The sequence below is a fragment of the Clostridium sp. Marseille-Q7071 genome, from assembly GCF_965112025.1.
This window is the reverse complement of the sequence record NZ_CBCOPR010000001.1, coordinates 1,606,052-1,628,438: the sequence shown is the minus strand read 5'-3', so window position 1 is coordinate 1,628,438 and position 22,387 is coordinate 1,606,052. Positions and strand designations below refer to the sequence as shown.

At 28.6% G+C, this 22,387-nt stretch carries 19 protein-coding genes; 1 reads left to right on the top strand and 18 read right to left on the bottom strand.

The window, feature by feature from the left end:
- Positions 1–108: 108 nt before the first annotated feature.
- The 15 genes from ACWPW7_RS07545 to ACWPW7_RS07475 all read right to left on the bottom strand — a co-directional run bounded on the left by ACWPW7_RS07545 (position 109) and on the right by ACWPW7_RS07475 (position 16,124).
- A complete protein-coding gene (locus tag ACWPW7_RS07545; protein ID WP_454053009.1) occupies positions 109–1,425 on the bottom strand; it encodes a D-alanyl-D-alanine carboxypeptidase family protein in 1,317 nt (438 codons plus the stop codon).
- A 563-nt stretch (positions 1,426–1,988) separates the two neighbouring features.
- Positions 1,989–2,699 (bottom strand): lysoplasmalogenase, encoded by a 711-nt coding sequence (locus tag ACWPW7_RS07540; RefSeq protein WP_454053008.1) that lies wholly within the window; start codon positions 2,697–2,699, stop codon positions 1,989–1,991.
- 687 nt (positions 2,700–3,386) lie between these two features.
- Entirely contained in the window at positions 3,387–4,106 is a 720-nt protein-coding gene (locus ACWPW7_RS07535; protein ID WP_291566673.1) for a GntR family transcriptional regulator, read from the bottom strand.
- A 79-nt stretch (positions 4,107–4,185) separates the two neighbouring features.
- Positions 4,186–5,739 (bottom strand): citrate lyase subunit alpha, encoded by a 1,554-nt coding sequence (gene citF, locus ACWPW7_RS07530; protein ID WP_454053007.1) that lies wholly within the window; start codon positions 5,737–5,739, stop codon positions 4,186–4,188.
- A 12-nt stretch (positions 5,740–5,751) separates the two neighbouring features.
- Positions 5,752–6,630, bottom strand: coding sequence for an HpcH/HpaI aldolase/citrate lyase family protein (locus ACWPW7_RS07525; protein WP_291566669.1), 879 nt, complete (start codon positions 6,628–6,630; stop codon positions 5,752–5,754).
- On the bottom strand, positions 6,623–6,904 hold the full coding sequence (citD, locus tag ACWPW7_RS07520) for a citrate lyase acyl carrier protein (RefSeq protein ID WP_291566667.1): 282 nt from the start codon (positions 6,902–6,904) through the stop codon (positions 6,623–6,625). The genes ACWPW7_RS07525 and citD overlap by 8 nt, the downstream gene beginning before the upstream one ends.
- A 376-nt stretch (positions 6,905–7,280) precedes the next feature.
- On the bottom strand, positions 7,281–8,609 hold the full coding sequence (citS, locus tag ACWPW7_RS07515; RefSeq protein ID WP_454053006.1) for a citrate/sodium symporter CitS: 1,329 nt from the start codon (positions 8,607–8,609) through the stop codon (positions 7,281–7,283).
- 636 nt (positions 8,610–9,245) lie between these two features.
- Positions 9,246–9,776: a chromate transporter gene (locus ACWPW7_RS07510; protein ID WP_454053005.1), complete on the bottom strand. Its 531-nt coding sequence runs from the start codon at positions 9,774–9,776 to the stop codon at positions 9,246–9,248.
- Between the two features lies 1 nt (position 9,777).
- Positions 9,778–10,314: a chromate transporter gene (locus ACWPW7_RS07505; RefSeq protein ID WP_291566660.1), complete on the bottom strand. Its 537-nt coding sequence runs from the start codon at positions 10,312–10,314 to the stop codon at positions 9,778–9,780.
- A 113-nt stretch (positions 10,315–10,427) separates the two neighbouring features.
- Positions 10,428–11,312 carry a LysR family transcriptional regulator gene (locus ACWPW7_RS07500; RefSeq protein WP_454053004.1) on the bottom strand — a complete coding sequence of 295 codons (885 nt, stop codon included), beginning with the start codon at positions 11,310–11,312 and terminating at the stop codon, positions 10,428–10,430.
- Positions 11,313–12,047: 735 nt separating this feature from the next.
- On the bottom strand, positions 12,048–12,833 hold the full coding sequence (locus ACWPW7_RS07495; protein ID WP_454053003.1) for an MBL fold metallo-hydrolase: 786 nt from the start codon (positions 12,831–12,833) through the stop codon (positions 12,048–12,050).
- Positions 12,834–13,051: 218 nt separating this feature from the next.
- Complete coding sequence (locus ACWPW7_RS07490; protein ID WP_291561478.1) at positions 13,052–13,315, bottom strand: ATP cone domain-containing protein; 264 nt, start codon at positions 13,313–13,315, stop codon at positions 13,052–13,054.
- A 175-nt stretch (positions 13,316–13,490) separates the two neighbouring features.
- Positions 13,491–13,847 carry a carboxymuconolactone decarboxylase family protein gene (locus ACWPW7_RS07485; RefSeq protein WP_454053002.1) on the bottom strand — a complete coding sequence of 119 codons (357 nt, stop codon included), beginning with the start codon at positions 13,845–13,847 and terminating at the stop codon, positions 13,491–13,493.
- 531 nt (positions 13,848–14,378) lie between these two features.
- On the bottom strand, positions 14,379–14,927 hold the full coding sequence (locus ACWPW7_RS07480; RefSeq protein ID WP_454053001.1) for a YcxB family protein: 549 nt from the start codon (positions 14,925–14,927) through the stop codon (positions 14,379–14,381).
- A 195-nt stretch (positions 14,928–15,122) separates the two neighbouring features.
- Positions 15,123–16,124 (bottom strand): M42 family metallopeptidase, encoded by a 1,002-nt coding sequence (locus tag ACWPW7_RS07475; RefSeq protein ID WP_454053000.1) that lies wholly within the window; start codon positions 16,122–16,124, stop codon positions 15,123–15,125.
- Positions 16,125–16,725: 601 nt separating this feature from the next.
- On the opposite strand from ACWPW7_RS07475, the gene ACWPW7_RS07470 reads away from it, so the two are divergent.
- Positions 16,726–17,208 (top strand): tetratricopeptide repeat protein, encoded by a 483-nt coding sequence (locus tag ACWPW7_RS07470; protein ID WP_454052999.1) that lies wholly within the window; start codon positions 16,726–16,728, stop codon positions 17,206–17,208.
- A 246-nt stretch (positions 17,209–17,454) separates the two neighbouring features.
- Here ACWPW7_RS07470 and ACWPW7_RS07465 read toward each other — a convergent pair whose 3' ends face one another.
- From ACWPW7_RS07465 to ACWPW7_RS07455, 3 genes are all read right to left on the bottom strand, one after another.
- The gene (locus tag ACWPW7_RS07465; protein WP_454052998.1) at positions 17,455–18,534 is read right to left on the bottom strand and encodes a M24 family metallopeptidase; all 1,080 of its coding nucleotides are present in this window, start codon (positions 18,532–18,534) and stop codon (positions 17,455–17,457) included.
- Positions 18,535–18,665: 131 nt separating this feature from the next.
- Positions 18,666–19,976, bottom strand: coding sequence for an ABC transporter permease (locus ACWPW7_RS07460; RefSeq protein WP_454052997.1), 1,311 nt, complete (start codon positions 19,974–19,976; stop codon positions 18,666–18,668).
- Positions 19,969–22,386: a COG1361 S-layer family protein gene (locus ACWPW7_RS07455; RefSeq protein ID WP_454052996.1), complete on the bottom strand. Its 2,418-nt coding sequence runs from the start codon at positions 22,384–22,386 to the stop codon at positions 19,969–19,971. Before ACWPW7_RS07455 ends, ACWPW7_RS07460 begins: the two co-directional genes overlap by 8 nt.
- Position 22,387 lies beyond the last annotated feature (1 nt).

The following is a 22,387-nucleotide window of genomic DNA, read 5'->3' as shown; positions in this document are numbered from 1 at the left end:
CTACCTCTGGCGAACACTGTTCGCGCTACAGAATTAATTTAAAATTTCTCAGTTTTTACTGATAAATATCCATAATTGTGAATTTTACATTGTGCATCGTGAATTAAATTATTTCTTTCTTCTCTTGATCTTTTCCATTCTTTTCATTCTATTTTTTCTTTTTCTTATATTTATTAATACACGAATAACTAATATAATAATAATTAATATAAATATATATATTAATAGATTTGCTTTAATTATGCTCCATAATGTTATGGTAGTAGTTATTTCTGAGGATTTTGAAGCATCCCTTGTTTTTAATGTAACTGTTCCAAAACTCTCTTCAGACTTTCTCTTAAATATATCTCCTGTAATATCAAACTCTATTTTTGCTTCTTTATTATTTGGTTCATTATTATAATAAGTTAAGTCTTTAGAAATTATTATTGGTGCTTCTATAGTTTTTTTAGGACCAAAATATTTAAATAATTTGTATTCTACAGGCAAAGTTTCAATTACATTTCCTGTCTTTAACTCAACTTCTTTATTTGAATTATTTTTGTAATTATATACTGTAGGTAGTACATCATAGCTATAATCTATTATTTTTTTCATATCCTCAAAAACTACAGTATCGGCATCATTTAACTTAGAATTTAAAACTACTCCTATAATTTTTCTTCCGTCTCTTTCAAAAACAGTAAGAAGGCATCTTCCTGCCTTATCTGTATATCCAGTTTTTCCTCCTATACAGCTTTTATCATAAAATTCACTATCTTCTCTTACAAATTTATTAGTATTCTTTATGTTAAAAGGTGCTCTTTCCCCTATAGCTAATTCTGTACTAGATGTTTTTACTACTTCTAAAAACTTTTCAATAGTAAAAGCTTTTCTAGCAAGTCTTGTAAGATCATAAGCTGTACTTTTATGCTTATCAGTATAATCATCTAAACCATTAGGAGTTACAAAATTAGTATTATTCATTCCTAATTCTTTCGCTCTTTCATTCATCATTTCCACAAAAGCTTTTCCACCATCATCTTTATTAGGTATATTCGTAGCTAATGCGGTAGTCATATCATTTGCTGAAACTATCATCATACTTTTTAAAATATCAGATGCTAATATCTCTGCACCAACGTTTATATATGTATAAACGCCATTAATAGCTGTAGGTTCTTCTTCACTTGCTTCTTGAGTAAAAATCAATTTTTCATCCATATTCACATTTTCACAAAGAAGCAGCGAGCTCATAATCTTCGTAATAGAAGCTGGAAAGGTTGTATTATCCCCTTCTTTATAATAAATAATTTCTCCACTATCAAAATCTACAGCAATGGCATATTGACCAACAATTTCTGGCTTTTCCAATGCAAAAACATTATAAGTGCTACTAAATATAATGATAATGGTCATTAGTAAAGTTATAAATTTCTTTCTCATATATACACCTTCCTTTAAGACATATAAAAAATTTAATCGTTCAAAGATTTTACTTATGTTTTATGTAGTATAAGAACATAGATTTTTCATTTATATCATTGAGGCTTAATAAAATAATATAACGTAAATTATACTTCCATACTGACTAGTTATCTTTTAAATATGTCTTATATTATACTAAATTTACTTTTAGCGAAGAAACTTCACAAAGAAAATTTTACTTTATTTAATCATAACATTAGTTACAATTTAGTAAATTACTTTTATAGAAAATTATAATAATAAAAACTAGAGAAGTTCTCTAGTTTTTATTATTATAATCAATGATCTTATATTAAGATTATAAAGCACACTATTTTTCTAATGAAAAAATATTCTTTTAATTATTAAATAGCTATTTTATTTTCTATATATAAAAAACAAGTCTGCTACAAAAGCCCCTTTACTATTTGATTATTTTATTATAAATATAAAACAATTAAAATAATTTATATTTATTTGTGAACTTTTAAATCTTCTTATATCTAAAATATTTAAAGTATTTCATATGCAATGATTAAAGGTTACAATAATGCCAAGGTATAAATTATGCACATTTGCGCTGGCACATAGGTTAACCATACCCAAACTGATTGATTTTTAGGTCCTTTTTCTTTTATCTCTGATAGCCCTATTAAAAAGTCTGAAAGAATAAAGAGTAGTGCACCTATAGTAGTCATCCACCATGCTCCACTTACAATTAGAGATATATTTATTGCTACGCTTGCCATAGTACAAATAACTAACGCATATACTAATGCCACCATATTCAGCGTTAAACTCTTGGTAGAATTAAATACAAATACTCTCCAAAGAATTATGCAAAATATATACATTCCAATTAAGATAAAAACTAGATAATTCAAATTTTCCTTATAGGCAGCTATAGCTTTAAGATATGCTAAAATATAAAAAATATGGGCAAGCGAAAAAAATGACATACCTCCAATTAACCTATTTTTTAATTTTATTATACTGGCCATAATCATATCTCCTATAGCGGAGAAAAACATTCCTAGTAAAATTAGCAATGAATAGTTTCTTAATATTTCAAAATTGTTTCTCCATAATAAAAATGCCACAACTATCATAGAAAAGCTAAAACACATTTTTATTATTAAATTAAGTTCTCCATCTTCTTTTCCTATTTTATTCATTTTCCTTAACACATAAATTCCATTTAAGATTATCATAAGTAGCTGTAAAATTGAAATAATAATTAAAAAAACTCTCACTTTTACCCTCCACACCATATTTATAGAAATTTACAGTGCTATATTAAGTTAAAAATTTATTTAAAGTAGAATTTAAATAGTGAAAATAAAGAGCTATAAGAGTTTTGTAGCAAAACTTAAAATAATGCAAATTTCAAAATTAACAATTCAAAATTTAGATTAAAACTGATTTTTTTGCTAGCAATACAGTTGCTAGTTTTCCACTCCTGGGGAACTTAATCAATTGAAAATTGACAATTGTGTAGAAATTAATTCTTACAAATTAACTTCTTTAAATAGATTTTTCAATAAAAGAGAAGTATCAATAATTCTCCATTGTCAATCATCAATTTTCAATTGTATAGGGGTTTCCCTGAGGTGCAGTATAGCTCAAAACAAGACTAATAAATTTAACTAATACTATGAAGAAACTACAACTGCTAGTTTTTTATAAGAAGTTACTGAGTAACTTTAAAAATCAATTTTAAATTTCTCAGTTTCTGCTGAGAAATATCCATAATTGTGAATTTTGCATTGTGAATTGTGAATTAAAATATCATATAAATATACATTAAGTTTTAAGGTAGTTTATCTATACATAGCTTAATTTTAAAAGTGGTGCATCTATATATTATTATAACAAATCGAAGTAAAAAAATGGTAACAAATTCATTAAGTTACCATCTTTTAAAAAACTTTTTATCTAATTTATATATTATTTTCTGCATTATTAGTTACACATACCATTTCATTGGATTTTTTATTAAACACTTTTATAAACCTTTTTTTCGCTCTTCTAACATGTTCTCTAGCATATTCTTCTGCTTTCTTATCATCACCAACTTCTATGGCTTTAATAATAGTCTTATATTCTTCTACTGCTTCTTTTTGAAGTTCTTCATCATATAATGTAAGCAATCTAAATCTTCTAAGGTGGTCATGTAATTCCTTCATATCTTGAGTAAGAATTTTATTTTGACTTTGAATCATCAGCATATCATTCCACTGATTGTTCATTTCGAATAATTCTTCACGCCTATGAATTCCAATACATTCTTCCATATTACTAATAATTTCTTTTAAGGTATTTATATTTTTTCTTGAAATATTATTACAGGTAAGCCTTGCTGCCAATCCTTCTAAAACTTCTCTAATATCATACATCTCAAGGGCATCTTCCATAGATATACCGTTTACAACAGTTCCTTTTCTAGGAACATTCGTTGCCAATCCTTCAAGCTCCAGCTGTCTTAATGCCTCTCTAACTGGGGTTCTACTTATCCCCATAGCCTCCGCAATTGTAGTTTCTACTAATCTATCTCCAGGTTTTAATTTATTATTAAATATAGCTTTTCTTAAATTATCTAAAACTATCTCTCTTATAGGTCTTTCATCTTTTCCATCTATCTTATCTAAGAATTCTTCCAAAGTTATCACCTCCATATGCAATTATATATTATAAAAAGCGAGAAGAAAACCATCTCCCCGCTTATTTATTAATAATAAACTATCTTTTTACTTTCCTTATTACATCCATTACTGTTCCATCTCTGTACTCTATTACACCTATAACTTCATCTTCAAAGTCTATTTTATCTGGTTTTCCTGTAAAGCTTTCAGCAAGTAATTTTAACTCTTCAATAGACATTAAAGGTAGTTTTGTATCTTTAAGTGCTTCTATTAAATCAGTTCTCTTCGGATTAACAGCTATTCCTCTTTCAGTTACAACTACATCTATATTTTCGCCAGGTGTAACTACAGTTGTAACGTCATCTACAATTATAGGAATTCTCTTTCTAATAAGTGGTGCTACTGCAACGGTCAATTTAGCCCCTGCCGCTGTATCAGGATGTCCTCCCTGAGCTCCCATTATTATTCCTGTAGAACCTGTCATAACATTTACATTAAATTTTGTATCTATTTCCGTTGCTGATAACATCATTATATCAAGTTGATGAGCAACACATCCTTTATTGTGAGGATTTGCATACATAGAAGCAGACATTTCAATATGATTTGGATTTTTCTTCATTGAAGCTGCTGCTGCTGCATCAAAAGTTTGAGTATCAAGCAATGCCTTAAATAAACCCTCTTCTAATAATTCTACAAGTGTTGAAGTTATTCCACCTGAAGCAAAAGAACCTACTATATTATTTTCTAACATATACTCTCTTAAATTTCTAGCAACTGCAAGAGATGCTCCACCACTTCCAGCTTGGAATGAAAAACCTTCTTTAACTAATGCTGAAGCTATTAAAACTTCTGCAGCATACTCAGCTATTAAAAGTTCTGTAGGACTTTTTGTAACTCTAGTTGCACCAGTAGCAATTTTTGAAGGATCTCCTATCTCATCTACTATCACTACATAATCTACTAATGTTTGATCTATGCTAGCAGGATATAATGGATAATCCACTAAATTATCAGTAATAGCAACAACTTTATCTGCATATTTAGCATCTACCATTGGGTACCCCATAGAACCAAAAGCAGATTTTCCATCTCTTCCATTCATGTTTCCCATAGGATCACAAGCAGGAGCTGCTATAAAGGCTACATCAATTTTAACTTCTCCTGATTCAATAGCTCTAGCCCTTCCGCCGTGAGTTCTGAATATTACTGGCTTTCCTAATATATTATTTAATGAAACTTCTTGACCTAACTTTCCTCTGAGTCCACTAGTTTGAAGTCCTGTAACTACTCCATTGTTTATATGATCAAGTAATGGCTCATGTGCTCCTGTTAATGAAGAAGCACATATAGTTATATCTTTTATTCCAAGGTTAGCAATTTCATCCATAACCATATTTAATATATAATCACCATTTCTTAAATGATGATGAAAAGATATAAACATACCATCTTTAACTCCAGCTTTAACTATTGCTTCCTTTATGCTTGGAAGTATTTTTTCTACTCCTGGAGTAGAAAGTGATTTCATAGGTGCATACTTTCTTCCTTCTACTCCCATTTCAAAGGTTCCTTTATAAGGTTTTACTTCTCCATATCCTTCTATATATTTAGGTAATTGTCTTCCAACAGCGTTAACTACTTGTTCCATTGTTCTACCCCCTTATATAATTCCTGCGCCTTTTGCTAATGAAACTACTCTTTCCGCCTTTTGAATTACAGGAACATCAATCATCTTTCCATCTACAGTAATTACTCCAATTCCCTTTTCTTCAGCTTCTTTAGCTGCATTAATAATAATCATCGCTTTTTCAACTTCTTCTTTAGTTGGCGTAAAGATTTTATGCACTTGTTTTACCTGTGATGGATGTATGCAAGATTTTCCTGAAAATCCTAAGCCTTTTGCATCCTTAGCTTCTTCTATAAACCCTTCCATATCACCTAAATTTGCATAAACTGTATCAATAGAATCTACACCTGCAACACTAGCAGCTAAAACTATTTGACATCTTGCAAAGAAAAGCTCTCTAGCTGCTTTAGTTCTGTCAACACCTAAAGTTCTTGTAAAGTCCTCCGCTCCAATAGATATAGCTACAACTCTCTTACTAGCCTGTGCTATTTCAAGAGCATTTAATACTCCTTTTGGAGTTTCAATAGCAGCTTGTATCTTTATTGATCCCTTCTCTAAATTATTTTCATCTTCTAATTTAGTAAGTAATTCATCGAGCTCTATGATATTCTCTTTGCATTCACTCATAGGAAGTCTTATATTTTTTAATCCAGCCTTAACCAGTTCTTCAACATCTTTTTTACCGAATTCAGTATATAATGGATTTACTCTAGCAAAAACCTCACTTTTACTATAATCTATAGTTTTTAAAGCTTCACATAATAAATCTCTTGCACTATCCTTTTCGTTATAAGCTACTGCATCTTCCAAATCAAATACTATACAATCAGCGCCATATATAGGGGCATTCATTAACATTTTAGGATCACTTGCAGGGCAAAATAACATACTTCTTCTTAATTTTTTATTCATTTTTATTCCCCCTAGCTCTTTTAATTGCTGTTTTTACTCTTGCTTTTATAACAAAATCCAATGCTCCAAAGTCTTCAATTTCAACCTTAGCATTTTCCACATTTAACTCACTTAATGCTTCTCTCACAGCAATCTCCATATGTCTTCCAAAAATCTTTTTAATTTTGCTTTTTATATCAATAGTTATTCCTTCTACTTCATCTAATTGAACTTTCACCAAAACGTCATCTGATTTTTCATTTCCAGCTATACCCATCATAATAAAACTTACCATCCTTTCCCTCTATTATAATTTATATAGGGTTCCACAATAAAAATTTAACTTATACATAATTTTAATTTCCATAATAAAAATTCTTTTCTATGGATTAAAAATGAAGGATGAAAGATGAAGAATTATGGTTAAAACTCCACTGCTAAAGCCTTTGGAGTTTTTTTAAAAATAAATTTTATTTTAAGAAATTCACCTTTAGTGAATTTTTTCCTGAATTCTTCATTATTCATTATTAATCCTTAATTTCTAAAGATCTAAGCTGTTTTTATAGAAAACTTATTTTCCAGAGTATATATTAAATTTTCACATTGTATCCCTATATTATGATTAAAGATTAAAGGTATAAGAGATTACTTATACCTTTAAAATGCTTTCTCTATGCAAATAATCCAAATACTACGCTTGCAATAACAAGCATTATTCCTCCACCAATTCTTGATGAAATTTGAGCAAAAGATATAAGTTCCATTCTCTTAGCAGCACCTAGAACTGCTAAGTCTCCTGAACCACCTCTATTAGCCATACATAAACCTGCCGTTATAGCTGTTTCTATTGGGTAGAATCCTACTAATACTCCAAGTAAAGCTGAACCTACAACTGCTCCTATAACTATAAATCCGGCAATTATTAAATTTGAAAAAGTCAATGCTGCAATTATTTCTCCAAGGTCAGTATACGCTACTCCAACACCTATCATAATAATCCACAAAAATTTTGATGCAAAGAAACTTTGAAGGGTTTTAGCACCTTGTTTTAATTCTTCAGGTATTAAATTAAATATGTTAAATATTGAAACGAATAAAACCATATAGGCAAATGTATGAATCTGAACTCCACCAATAGATGGAAGTATTTTTTTAGACATTAATGTTCCTAGTATATAAAAACCTGTTGCAAGAACTAATCCTGCTGCAATTTCTTTATGTGTAATCTTAACGTTTGATTTTTGTTCTTCCGCAGAAAAATCCTTAGTTCTTATTAAACTACCATTTCCAGTTAATGATGGTTTTTTATGTCCTAATTTATTTAAAAGAGCACCCATAAATATTGAGATAATATTTGCAATTGTTAGTATTGGAAAAGCAAAAGATAAAAATTCTTTTGGATCTCCTCCTGTAACAGATTTATATATCTCTGACATAGGTATTGCGCCTGCACCAGTTCCACCACCCATTATAGGTAAAACATACTTCATTGCAACCTCTATTGGTGAAACGCCTGTTATAAGTCCTCCTATAGCTCCAAATATAAATGCTCCTAATATACCTGCTAATATTGCTGGTATATAACCTGTAAGAGCTTTAACTAATAATTTTCTATTAACAGCAAGGATACTTCCTGTTATTAATACTGATATAAATAAGTTCAAGAAATCTGCATCATCCATAAAGAATTTGATGCTTTCAATAGTTGATTCTGGCATAATTCCTTTATAAACTAAGTAAGCTGAACCTAAAAAAGCAAGTATTGCTCCTCCTCCAACATACTCCTTCCATATAGGAATTCTATCTCCAACTTCACCAAATATTATTCCTAAAATAAACATTACTGCAAAAGCTCCTGTTATTTCTTTAGGGATAATATCGTACATTGATGCCGCAATTACTATTATTGCAAATATTGCAAATAAATATAGAGGCATTCCAAATACTTTAAAATGTTGTTTTTCATTAATAGTATTACTGATTTTTTCCTCGCTTTTCATAGTTTAACCCCCTATAAAATAATATCCTAACCTACTTGTATACATTTTCACTATATTGTATACAATTCTTATGTATACAATATATCACTTCTGTATACAATTTGACAATAGCTTTATATGAATTTTTTCATAATTTTCTATTTTTCATTAAATGATTTATTTTTTATTAGATATTTTATTTAGTAGGAAAAATAAGATTAAATCATAATTTGATATTGAATTTTAACTCATAAATAGTTTTCTTATATTTTAAATTTAAATAAAATTTTATTATAACCTTTAAGTTAACTTAAAGATTATATAAATTTCTTCTAAATAGATTTCCCTAAAAACTAAGAATTATTTATACTTCTCTTTTATAAGAGAAGTTCTAAATTTATTTCTTTTCAAATGTGACGCAGTCACTTTTATTGAAAAATCTATTTAAAGAAATTAATTTGTAAGAATTAATTTCCACCACAATTGTCAATTTTCCATTTTCAATTCTCAATTGATTAAGTTCCCCAAAGGTGGAATTTAGCAATACTTTGCTAGTAAAAAATCTAAAAATAAAAAGCCAGTAATAAAATTACTGACTTTCTTATATTAACAAAAGTATTTTCACCTTAATGATTTACTACTAAATCTGTTCATTATTTAAAATACTCCATAGAGTATTATCCCTAAAATTCCAGCTACAACAATTACAAGTATAGGATGCAATTTTGATTTTAAACTAATAATTAATATTATTGCTCCAATTATTATGGATTTAATATCTAAATAAGATTGTTTTGCTAGAGATAAAAAAGCACTTATAATAAGACCAATTAATGCTGGTCTCATCCCCATTAATGCTGACTTCATAACCAAGGAATTTTTAAATTTTAACACACAATGAGTTGCTATTGAAACTAGTATAAATGGAAAGGCTACAACACCAAGAGTGGCAAAGACGCTTCCCCAAAAGCCACTAATTGTATACCCAACAAAAGTAGCTGAATTAATTGATATAGGCCCCGGTGTCATCTGTGAAATTCCTATTATATCTAAAAATTGAGAAGAACTTAACCAATGATTTGCTGTCACTATTTCTCTTTCAATTAAAGGTAGCATGGCATAACCACCGCCATAACCAAAAACACCTATTTTAAAAAAACTTAAAAATAATTTTATAAGCATATCCATATTAAGCCACCTGCTCTCTTAAAAAAATTATTCCATAAATAGCAGAAATAAAAATCATTATAACTGGGTGAACATTAAAAATTGTGATTGCTAATACACAGGTCACTGTTATAAGAATATTAATTGTACTCTTTTTTACAGACTTGGATAAACTTTTTACAGCAAGTAATACTAGCACAGGTACCGCTCCTGTAATTCCTTTAAATACATTATCTACTATAGGATTTTCTCTAAATTGCATAAAAAAAACAGCTATAGTGAGTATTATTAAAAATGAAGGTAATATTACTCCTAATAGGGCAAGAATTGCACCTAAAACGCCCCCTAATTTATATCCTATAAATAAAGATGAATTTACTGGCAATGCTCCAGGAAAACTTTGAGCTATTACAAGTATATCTGTAAACTCTTCTTTAGAAATCCATTTTTTTGATTCAACTACCTCTCTTTCAATTAAAGGAATCATGGCATATCCTCCTCCAAAGGTAAAAGCGCCAATCTTAAAAAAACTTAAAAACATTATAATTAACTCTTTCATAAAAAATCCTCCACTTTCTTCTTAAACATAAGCAATATAGTAAAGAAAGAATATAAAATTTCACTGTTTTTCAATTCTAATTTATAAGTTAAATACACAAAACATTTAGTTATTTAATTAATTTCATGACAAAAGTTTATAAAGCCATTTACAAACTCCATTTCCTTTTCATCAATATATATAAAGTTAAATTCTCTAAGCATACTAAAGTTGTTTATTGGAACAACTACAATGGTTTCTTGTTCCAACTCCTTTTGTATTGCCTCTCTTGATATAATTGTATATCCTGCATTATATTCTACTAAAGATACCAAAGAAGTAATGCTTCCAACTTCCATATGGGCATTGATAGTATCAGGACTATATCCTCTCCTAATTAATTCACTTTCAAATATTTCTCTAGTACCTGACCCTTGTTCTCTTAATAATAGATTTCCTTCTAAAACTTCTTCAAGTTCAACGGATTTTCTTCTTGCAAAATCATGGTTGGGCGAAGCAGCCAAAATAAGCTCGTCATCTTTAAATTTCCTAAATTTAAATTTCTTTTTATCAAAAGGCCCTTCTACTATAGCCAATTCAATTTCTCTATCTATAAGCTTCTTTAAAATAATATTTGTGTTATCCACATGTAAAGTTATATTTACATTGTTGTTAACATTTTTATACTTACCTAAAATATGTGGCAATACATAACCACCAATGGTCATAGTAGCTCCAATGCGATGTCTTCTTATAATAGATGAGGAGTCCTTCAGTTTCTCTTCCATATTCTGCGATATTGCATACATTTCTTTAGCGTATTCTAGAAGAATTTTTCCTTCTTCCGTAAGCCTTAAATACCTTCCTTCTTTTTTTATAAATTTCACCCCATAATGTGACTCTAAATATTGAACTTGCTGATATACAGCAGGTTGAGTTAAATTTAAAATTTCAGCTGCTCTGGTAAAGTTATTAGTTTTAGCCACAGTTATAAAAGTAATGAGTCTTGGATCAATCATTTTTATATCACCTTAAAATAGATTTTTGCTCTATTCATAAACCTTTCTTATTGATATTTAACGATTTAGTAATGTTTTATTTATTATAAAATTCTTTCTAGAAAAAATTTCATCCTTTTAATTTTTAAATAATATATAGATATACCAGTTTCAGATTCAATCTATCTCTGAAAATAATTAGCACTTATTAGTATTGTCACTAAAACTACTAAATTCAAAATTCACAGTTCATAATTCACAATTTCAGATATTTCTCAGTGATAACTGAGAAATTTAAAATTGATTAACTGTAGCGGCGAACAGTGTTCGCCATATATTATTGAATAAATATTAAACTATAAGACGTATTAAAAAGAACTGGCAAACACTGTTCACATCTGCAATAAAACACTAGCAATTGTATTGTGAATTAAAATACCTCAGAGGTATACATTAAGTTTCGAGAAGTTTATCTATATTGCTTCGTATATTAATATCTTAGTTATTCAAATATTTCTTTCTCTCTTAATAAAATTGTAGCACAGGTTTACTATAATCAAAACTTATAATAATTTATAAAACTATAAATTTTACTTATAGTAAATTCATAAAATATTTGTATTTACGAGCTATCCATTAATGTTGTCGGAATCTATGTAAGAGCTTAAAGGATTAGTATCAATAAAATATATTTTATTGCAAAAAATAAATAAACAACGAAGAAAAAATTTTCTAACGTTGTCCAATATCTATCTACTAGAACTGAATACTAAATCCATTAAATTTATGTATTCCACTTCCGTGTCTTACGAGATTCTTTTCTCTAAGTTCTTTAACAGCTTTACTTACCTCATCAAGTATATTTATATCTAAACCTAATTGATTATGTGCTCCATAAATTTTCTTTACATTTAAAATTTCTGTTATCTTCTCTAAAGAATTAATTAAATCTTCTGGATTTGTAGTTGGATAATGAGCATATATTGTTCCTTCATATAATAAATCTCCAGTATATAAATAACCTTTTTTATTATCAAAAATTGAAATGTGACCTGGAGAATGTCCCGGTGTATGATAAATGATTAGTTCTCTATTCCCAATATTTATACTATCTCCATCATGTAACAAAGCTGTTGGTATTCCTTGAAATGGACTATATGTGTCTGGATTAAAAGTATTAGGTACAGGTTTTGTAATATCACATGCTACATCTTTCCTTATTTGCTCAATTGAAAGCTTTTTTATTCCATTTATAAGCCAATCTTCTTCTGCTTCATGTACAAATATGTCTTCATATTGGTTGTGACCTCCAATATGATCCCAATGAACATGAGTTGTAAAAACTAATATTGGTAGTGATGTAAGCTGATCTGTTATTCTTTTGATGTTATCTATGCCTAATCCAGTATCAATTAATGCCGCTTTCTCCTCTCCTAATAATAAATAAGAATGAACTTTTTCCCAGTGCCCATACTCACTTATAGCAAATGTCTCACTATCAATTTCCTCAACTGTAAACCAAGAATCCATGATTTCTATCACTCTAAAATACCCCTCTTTTTACTATGTTACTAATTAAATTATATTTAACTTTTATATAATAAAAAAAGTTTATGGCTTAAGAATTAAGACATAAACCTTTATAGAATTGATTAAGTTCACCAGAGATAAAAAACTAGCAATAAAATTACTAGTAAAAATCTATTAAAGAAATTAGTTTGATAAAAGTAATTTCAACCTCAATTGTGAATTATGAATTATTAATAGGCTCCTTTACAGTATCCATCTGCCACTTTACTAAAGCCTTCTTGCTTTAATATTATTATAATTAATCCAAAGACTTCATAGGATGAAGTTAGGTCTCTATTCATACTTTTAAGTTTACTTTCAATAACTCTGCAAAGGGATGTTAAATCTCCTTCTGTTAGCGGTTGTTTTACATCATCTGAAGCTTTGCTTACTGTGCTTTTAATTTTATTAACCTCAAATTTTTCAACTCTACCATTTTTCTTTATAATTTTCATTAGTTTCACCTCTTTTTTTAAATGTGATTTATTTTAGTATAAAGTAAATTATCATAATATTCAACCTAATGAATTTATAATATAATAAAATTCAAACTTTATTTACTGTAAACTATAATATAAAAAAGGAAATTCTATATAGAATTCCCTTTTAAAGCTACTTTAAACTCGTATATTACTTTTCAAAATCTTTTTTGAATTCATCTATTGAATCTTTTAAAAGAGTTACACTATAAGCAACTGCTGGGCCTCCACCAAAGCCGGTGGCTACTATTGCGGATTCCATAATTTCCTCCGGGGTCGCTCCAGCTTTTAGTGCATTATATACATGGAATACTATACAGTATTCACATCTACTAAATACAGCTATTCCTACACTTATAAGCTCCTTAGTCTTTACATCAATTTCGCCTTCTTTACTTGTCTCTCCTAAAAAATTCATGAAAGCTTTCATTTCTTTTCCATTTGTTTTTGATACAGCTTGTACACCTGACATAAATTCATTTAACATTTTTCTTGGACTTTTACTCATAATACCCCTCCTAGCAATCCTTTTGTGCTTTGAACTCAGTATAACAATGTTTGTATATGTTTACAATAAATGTAGTGATATTAACTATTTGATATTTATATATACTAAGTAGCATCTATAGGTATTTTGTATAAAAACTTAGAATAATACATAATTAAGTCGAAGATATTTTACTCAATTCACAATTCATAATTCATAATTATGGATATTTCTCAGCAAAAGCTGAGAAATTTAAAGTTAATTTATTTTTGAAGTGACACAGTCACTTTTATTAAAAGATCAATTTTAAGAAATTAATTTATAAAATTAATTTCAACTACAATTGTCCATTCTTAATTATGCATTGATTAAACTGTTCTCTAGAGGTGGAAAAGTGGCGAACACTGTTCGCCGCTACAAGATATATTAGGGAAATTAGTTTGATTAAAACTAATTTCCACATTAGTTGTGAATTTTGCATTGTTTTAAGTTCTCCATTAATTAAAAAAAGGCTATAAAATGTTTGTTATTTAACATTTCATAGCCTAAGATTCATTTAATTTTTATTTTTTCTGCTGTAAGATTTCTTTTGATTATATCTTTTAAAATACCTATATCATCATTACTGCTAAAAGCCCTTTTAGGAATTATCATAGATTTAATATCTCCTAAATAGATAAACATACTGTTTTTTGATTCCGTTACTTTAAAAATATTTTTCCAACCTATATTGTTATTACTTGATTTGCTAATTAATAAAATCCCATCATCATTTATAATATAATTTTGTTCTTCCTGTAAACGCATTTCGCTTTTAAAAACCTTTTTTGAATAAAAAACAATTAGAAAATAAAAAGCTAATAAAATTAAGCTGACAAGTAAAATTCCTGTAGGTATTGCAATGATAAGTATTTCTTTTAATAATTGAGCATCTATACCATTAGAAAACATTTTAAAAAGCATTGTAGCTATAAATAAAACAAAATATAAAATGGCAGCTCCATAAAAATATTTTTTGCTATGATGAATATTAAAGTCTTTATAATCTTTAAATTCTAGCTTAAAGTTAGCTTTTACTTCCTTTTTCTTTAAGTTATCCATAACTCTCCTCCATATTTTAATTTCATGCTTTTATCATACATTAAGAAATAATCGCTTGTAAACCTTAATCATAAGTTATAAATATTTATTATTAGGAATTACGTTTATTTTATGAAAAGTTTAATAAATATATTTAATACTAAAAAATTCTCTACAGGATGTTTCAAAGCCTGTAGAGAATCTTTTAATATTATTTTATTCTTCGAAGTTAAATTCCCTATTTACATATTTAACTAATAATTCAATAGATGCTTCTATGTCCTTCATATTTACAAAGGCATTTGGCCCATGTACATATCTCATTGGTGCAGATATTCCAGTACATCTTACTCCAAAATTTGATCTATTAATAGCTCCTACATCGGTACCTCCAGCATAAATAACATCTCGTTGATATTTTATATCATTTTCCACACAACACTTAATCATTTCTTCAACTAAGTATTCATCACAAATTACACTGCCATCAGATATTTTTACAGCAGTTCCAGCACCTAAAGCATTACTTCCCGCATCACTATTAGGATAATCATTAGCTATAGTACCATCTAAAGCTATACCTATATCTGGATTTATCCTATTTGCTGCTACAGTAGCACCTCTTAAGCCAAGTTCTTCTTGAGTAGAAAATACACAGTATATATCATTATATGGTTTTTCTATTTTTTTAAGAGCTTCCGCTAATATATAACAGCCTACTCTATTATCCAATGCTTTTGCACATACATTATCATTTTTAAGCTCTACAAACTCACCAATATATGATGCTACATCTCCAATTTTAATATATTTTGATGCTTCCTCTTTAGATTGTGCACCAATATCTATATATAGCTTTGTTATATCTTTTTTAATATTTTCAATCTCACAAGAATTAGCGATAACTCCTATTGTCCCATTTCTAAACTTAACTCTACTCATTATAGCAGGTATTATAGGAATTCCACCTAAAGCTCTAACTATTATAGTACCCTTATCCTCAATCTTCATTACTTGGAAGCCGATTTCATCCATATGAGCAGAAGCCATTATTTTCTTCTTATTTTTCCCATATCCTTTTTTGAATACAATTAAATTTCCCAATGGATCAGTAATAATATCATCACCATATTTTTTGATTTCTTCTTTTATAACCCCTCTAATCTCTTTTTCATATCCACTTACACCAAAAGCTTCTGTTAATTCTTTTAGAAACATATATTTATCCCCCCAAATTAAAATCTATTTATAAAGTAATTTCTACAATACTTATTAAACTCCTTTTTATTCCATTGAAATAAAATTCATGTTTAATAATTTATATTAATTTTATAATAAAATATATTTAAATTTTAAAAATTTATTACAAATTAAAATATTATTGTAATACTTTAATATACATTATATAAGTAGGATTTATAAATGCTTTATTAGGTTTTATAAATTCAAAATGTATAATTCATAATTTACAATTGTAGGGGAGAACAGTGTTCTCCAGAAAACCCAAGTTGATTTACATTATCAGATATTGGACAGATAGTTGATGGTTTAAATATGGGGACGGTTCATTATAAATTGTAAAATTAGAATTAATAGAAGCTGTTAATTAAAAAATACTTAAATTAAAACTTTATGTAAAAAACTAGCAATTGTATTGCTAGCAAAAAAATCTATTAAAGAAATTAGTTTGATAAAACCAATTTCAACCACAATTGTCAATTGTCCATTTTCAATTCTCAATTGTATAAGCTGTTCTTCAGAGGTGAAAAACATATATCAAAATAAGTATTTATTATTAAACCGTAGAAAGGAGATTAACATGAATAGAGATTTGGATTTAGCAATTAACTTAAGAAAAAGTGGCAAGTTAAGAGAATCTAATGAATTGTTGGTTAAGTTAGCAAATGCACATCCAGAAGATGCTATGATAAATTATCATTGTGCTTGTGGACTAGAGGCTTTAGGCTTAGATGTAGATGCTATACATTATTACGAAAATGCAATATATGGAAGGCTACCTAATGAAGATTTACAGGAAGCAATAATAAATTTAGGAAATAATTATAGGGCTTTAGGTAGATATGTTAAAGCAAGGCAAGTGTTTGAATATGGATTAAATATATTCCCTAAAAATAGTGCAATAAAAGTATTTTATGCAATGACATTGTATAATTTAAAAGAGTATGAAAAATCCATGGAAATTTTATTAAAAGTTTTAGCTGAAACTTCAAATGATAAGAATATAATGAAATATAAAAAAGTAATACAATTTTATTCTGATAAACTAGATATGAGATGGTAATTTAATTTAATTTTATATAAACATTAAAATCTTTAAAAATTAAGGATTAATAATTAAGAATACGAATTTAGGATGAAATTCACTAAGTGTGAACTTCTTAAAATAAAACTTATTCTAGAAAACTCTAAAGGCTTTAGTGGTGGAGTTTTAATTATAATTCTTTATTAGACACCTTAAATTTACAATAATACTTCATGGCTAATTGTGAAAAAAGGTTATGGAGATATTCCTATCTCCATAACCTTTTTATCCAATAACTTTTAATTCTTTATCATATTTATTTAAAACTTCACAGCCGTCCTCTGTTACTAATACCAAGTCTTCTATCCTTACCCCGAATTCTCCTGTTAAATATATACCTGGCTCAATTGAAAATATCATTCCCGGTTTTACTACATCCGTATTTATTGAAGATACATCACCAAAGTCATGAACCTCTATTCCTATTGAATGGCCTGTTCTATGGGTGAAATATTTACCATAGCCAGCTTTCTCTATATGGCTTCTCGCTGCTGCATCTATGTCACAAAATCTTACTCCTGGTTTAACAGTTTCTATAGCTTTTTTATTTGCTTCTAGAACAATATTGTAAACCTCTTTTGCTTTATCAGATACAGATTTATAGAAAACTGTTCTTGTCATATCTGAGCAATAAGAATTCTTTAAGCATCCTATATCTATGATTATGCTATCTCCTTCTTTTACCATAGAACCATCTACTTCATGATGTGGATCCGCACCATTAGCTCCATAAGCAACTATAGGATTAAAAGAATAACCTTCTGCTCCCATATCTACATAGATATCTAAAAGCATTTGAGCCATCTTCTTCTCACTATATTTTTCTTCAGATAATAAGCCTATGATTTTTTCCATTGCCATATCATTTGTTTTTGAAGCATCTCTCATTAAGTCTTTTTCTTCTTCATCTTTTAACATTCTTACAATATCAAGGACAGGAGAGCCATTAACAAACTTGCATCCTTCAGTAAATTCCATAAGTCTTAACAAAAATCTTGATGGCCAATTTTTATCAATTCCTATTATCTTTGAGTTATCAACATATTTAGAAATTATCTCCACACCATCCTGTGAGTCATTAAACCATATCTTTTCAATACCTAAGTCCTCATAAACTGGAAATAATTCATTTAAGAACAATTTATGATTTCCTTCCAAGTTTAAATAAAGAGCAAGTAGTCTTTCACCTGGGCTAATCCACTTCCCTGTTAAGTAAAATATGGATGGTGGATCACATACTATGATTTGAGGTATATTCCTTTTTTCCATTTCCTTCAAAACTTTATTAAGTCTTTCTACTTTCATAATAAAACCGTTGTTGTCAAAACTTTATAAAAATATAGGTATTACTTTAAGGGTTGTAATATACTATGTTTTGACAAGCTCCTTTCCCTAAGTATTTTTATACTTTTCATTATAACATATGGAATTTATTTTTATTCTGTTTTAATAGCTTCTAATGCACTAAGTTTCATGGCTCTTCTTGCAGGATAAAATCCTGATATAAGCCCTACCAAGGTACTAAAAATCAGTGCTGTAATTACAAGCCATAATGGAATTATTGAAAGCTTAGCGCCCTCTCCCATATCTCCAAATAAATTTAGATTTGTGCCCACTATATTTAGTACTACGGATAATAGATAGCTTAATCCTATTCCGAAGATTCCTCCAGATAACCCTATCATACCTGCTTCAAATAAAAATATTCTTCTTATATCTTTTAATTGAGCTCCTATAACCTTCATTACACCTATTTCTCTAGTTCTTTCGTATATTGACATTATCATAGTGTTAGCTATTCCAATAGCAGCTACCAATAATGATATTGCTCCTATTCCTCCCAATATAGCTTGCATTATATTTGTAGTACTTTTTACAGAATCGAGAATATCATTAAGGCTGAAAGCACCATATCCCATATCTTTAATTTGTTTTTGAATATCTGCAATTTTATTTATATCATCAACTTTAACTAAAATTTGTTGATATTTATTTTTACTTTTAGGCTTATTTTTATTGGCAGTATCTAATTTTTCCTGCTCCTTTTGAAGCTTTTTAACATACTCTAAACTAGTAAATATACAACTATCTTTTTCATAGTCACCGCCCTTTAAAATTCCTACTGTATTAAGTTTTATAGGTTTTTTCATTTTTTTAAGCTTTCCATCTGCATCGCGAATATTAAATTCCATGGTTATATGATCTTTTAGTGGATTTATTTCTGGCGGCATTCCATATCCTGAACTTTTTTCATCGTAAAAGTAGTTTTTTAGTTCTGCACCCCAAACAAGTTGATTAGTATCGCCAACCTTTAAAATTCTTCCTTCTTCAGCATTAAATTCAAAGGCTTCCATTGCTTTAGTATCCATACCTCTTATAGTTGCATAAGTGCTATATCTGCCTTTAGTTAATTTCACCTGTAAATCCATTACTCCTGTTGCTAGTTCTACTCCTTCGATTTTTGATATAGTTGATATAGCTTCATCATTTAAGTAGACCTTTTTCTTATTAGCCATTAAATTGCCCTCTGGGCCATTTCCGCCAAAATCCTCCATTACAGTAATAGTATTAAGGCTTCCCATCTTACTTATATTATTTTTAAAACTTTCACTCATTCCAAATCCTAAGGATAGCATGGTAATAATAGAGCTTGTACCTATAATTACTCCCAGTATAGTAAGAAATGTTCTAAGTTTTCTTCGCCATAAATTTTTAAGCCCCATTTTGACGATATCTAAACTATTCATCTAAGGTTTCACCTTTCTTTTTCTTTCTTTTCCTCCAAATAATAAATCCAGCTAAAGCAACTACTATTGTGCTAATAGACCAAATAAGTACAGTTCCCATGCCTTTTTTATTTCCTTCTAGAATTTCCTCTGGCATATTAGGATCCATTGGAGCACCTTCTAAAACATTTATATTAATTTCTTGTATCTGTTCTATATGTTCACCAGCAGTATTGTCATAAGAGAATATTAACTTTCCTTTTAAAGGTCCTGTTTTATTTGGAATAATAGTTCCATCATAATTCTCAGTAGTACCCATTTCAAAATTTCCTAAATAATAGTTTCCATTTTCAGCAGTAAAGTCTCCTTCTAACTTTATCATCATGTTATTTAGAGGTACTTTACCAGTGTTGAAAAATTGTACACTAATTGGTATAGGCATTCCTACATAACCTTCTGCTGGAATATCCATATTTCCAATTTCAAGTTTTGATTTTTGTACTACAGGTATACCTATAAGCTCTGTTGCAGTAATATCTTTTCCTGTTTCATCTTGATATTCAAAATTAGCAGTTATAGTATAGGTTTTTGCCTTTGCATCAGGAACAGTAAAAAATTTAAGCTTCTTTTCTATACTTCCTTTGGCTGGAATAGATTCTATATAAAAAGTGTTACTACTATCTACTGGAGTAAATACATTTCCACTTTGTTCTGTTTTTTCATCAACAGTTAAGAAAATTTTTACATTGCTTATAGCCTTATTTGCATTTGTATTAATGAAAGAAAGGTTTAAATCAAATTTTTCTCCTGCTCTTACTATATTAGGTTCAAAACTATACTTATCTATTATTAATCTAGGAGTTAATTTATTTGAATCTGCTCCATTAACTAATATACCTACATATTGAGTTATTTTATTGCTTTTACCTTCTTCACCTTCTGCAACTACTTGATTATCAAACTCTACATTAATACTTATTGGATAATTTTTAGTAGTGGCTTCTGAAGTAGCAAAGAAAGTGAAATCTAATTTAGCTACTTTTCCTGGATCTAGATTATCTATCTTTTTTACATTTGCAGTTTTAGGTACCATTGCAGGATCTCCACTATCTAGTGTAACCTTTACATTAGATACCTTTGCTTTACTTTGATTTCTAAGATCAAAGGTAATTCGTACGTCTTGATTTGGTCTAACTCCTTCTCTAGGATAATTGATATTTTGTATAGATAAATCAGATAGTGTTGCAGTAGATCCCCCTACAGTTATAAAAACTTTATGACTTTCTTCATACTTCTGATTTTGAGCATCCTTGTAACTAGTTTTAAGCTCTAAGGCATGACTTCCATTTTTGATGTTTTTTGATGCTTGAAGATCATATTCTATAACAGTTTGATCATATCCAGCTAGTACCTCACTATGCTTATTATTAGAACCCCCTACTATAGAAAAACCACTTTCTGCAAATCCATCAAGGCTATATTTAACATCTCTAGCTTGAAGACTTCCTTTATTTTTAATGGTAAAACTAGCTTTAAACTTCTGCCCTGCAGTAATAGTAGCTGGATTAGTCACTACTCTATCAACTACTAATGTAGTAGGAGTATTTTTATTTACTACTTTTACATATACAGTTTCAGAATGAGTAAAGGGATTATCATAAGCATTTGTAAAGCTATAATTTAATTTAATAGGATAACTTTTCTCAGCTGCATCTGAATTTGCTGTCAATTTAAAACTTATGTTTTCGGATTTATCTGAAGAAATCTTTTTTATAACTCTAGTAGCACTTGTATCCTCTAGAGTTAATGGAGTACTTCCATCTCCAAATTCAGGAGTTACTACTATATTTTCTGCAGTATATCCACCGGTATTTTTTATAGTAAAGGTAATTGTTTCACTTTGTCCTGCTGAAATAGTAGGAATACTTTTATTTACTAAATTAAGTCTTGGAATATATTTTGTTGTATCTACTGGTTTTTCTTCTTTTTCTTTTTCTATTTCTGTACTCTTAGATACAGCTTCTGATATTACAATGCTATCTTTTGTAGTCATTTGCTTATCTCCTTGAGTGTATCTGATTATAATAGGTAACTTATTGCCTTGTCCGGTATATTTTAACCTAAATTCCTTTGTTTTCCACTCTGAATCAAGTTTTATCCATTTATCTTTATCGTTAGCTTTATGTATAAAGGCTGAGCCTTCATCAATAGCTATACTTACGTTATCTTTTTCTATCTTACCACTCACTTCAAAATTAATATAAATTCCAAATTCATTATTCTCATATATAGTATTTTTGTTTTCTTTTAAGTTATATGAACTAATTCTTATTACATTTTTATCCTCAGTTGGTTCACTTGCCATTACCTCAAAAGGTATACTAGTTAATATCATTACTATCCCCAGTAATAACCCTATAATTTTTTTCATT

What these genes read in the sequence shown, in the direction of transcription:
- ACWPW7_RS07545 (WP_454053009.1), bottom strand. Translation starts at nt 1,425, where the DNA reads ATGAGAAAGAAATTTATAACTTTACTAATGACCATTATCATTATATTT.
- citF (WP_454053007.1), bottom strand. Translation starts at nt 5,739, where the DNA reads ATGGAACAAGTAGTTAACGCTGTTGGAAGACAATTACCTAAATATATA.
- ACWPW7_RS07525 (WP_291566669.1), bottom strand. Translation starts at nt 6,630, where the DNA reads ATGAATAAAAAATTAAGAAGAAGTATGTTATTTTGCCCTGCAAGTGAT.
- citD (WP_291566667.1), bottom strand. Translation starts at nt 6,904, where the DNA reads ATGGTAAGTTTTATTATGATGGGTATAGCTGGAAATGAAAAATCAGAT.
- citS (WP_454053006.1), bottom strand. Translation starts at nt 8,609, where the DNA reads ATGAAAAGCGAGGAAAAAATCAGTAATACTATTAATGAAAAACAACAT.
- ACWPW7_RS07510 (WP_454053005.1), bottom strand. Translation starts at nt 9,776, where the DNA reads ATGGATATGCTTATAAAATTATTTTTAAGTTTTTTTAAAATAGGTGTT.
- ACWPW7_RS07505 (WP_291566660.1), bottom strand. Translation starts at nt 10,314, where the DNA reads ATGAAAGAGTTAATTATAATGTTTTTAAGTTTTTTTAAGATTGGCGCT.
- ACWPW7_RS07500 (WP_454053004.1), bottom strand. Translation starts at nt 11,312, where the DNA reads ATGATTGATCCAAGACTCATTACTTTTATAACTGTGGCTAAAACTAAT.
- ACWPW7_RS07490 (WP_291561478.1), bottom strand. Translation starts at nt 13,315, where the DNA reads ATGAAAATTATAAAGAAAAATGGTAGAGTTGAAAAATTTGAGGTTAAT.
- ACWPW7_RS07485 (WP_454053002.1), bottom strand. Translation starts at nt 13,847, where the DNA reads ATGAGTAAAAGTCCAAGAAAAATGTTAAATGAATTTATGTCAGGTGTA.
- ACWPW7_RS07480 (WP_454053001.1), bottom strand. Translation starts at nt 14,927, where the DNA reads ATGGATAACTTAAAGAAAAAGGAAGTAAAAGCTAACTTTAAGCTAGAA.
- ACWPW7_RS07475 (WP_454053000.1), bottom strand. Translation starts at nt 16,124, where the DNA reads ATGTTTCTAAAAGAATTAACAGAAGCTTTTGGTGTAAGTGGATATGAA.
- ACWPW7_RS07470 (WP_454052999.1), top strand. Translation starts at nt 16,726, where the DNA reads ATGAATAGAGATTTGGATTTAGCAATTAACTTAAGAAAAAGTGGCAAG.
- ACWPW7_RS07465 (WP_454052998.1), bottom strand. Translation starts at nt 18,534, where the DNA reads ATGAAAGTAGAAAGACTTAATAAAGTTTTGAAGGAAATGGAAAAAAGG.
- ACWPW7_RS07460 (WP_454052997.1), bottom strand. Translation starts at nt 19,976, where the DNA reads ATGAATAGTTTAGATATCGTCAAAATGGGGCTTAAAAATTTATGGCGA.
- ACWPW7_RS07455 (WP_454052996.1), bottom strand. Translation starts at nt 22,386, where the DNA reads ATGAAAAAAATTATAGGGTTATTACTGGGGATAGTAATGATATTAACT.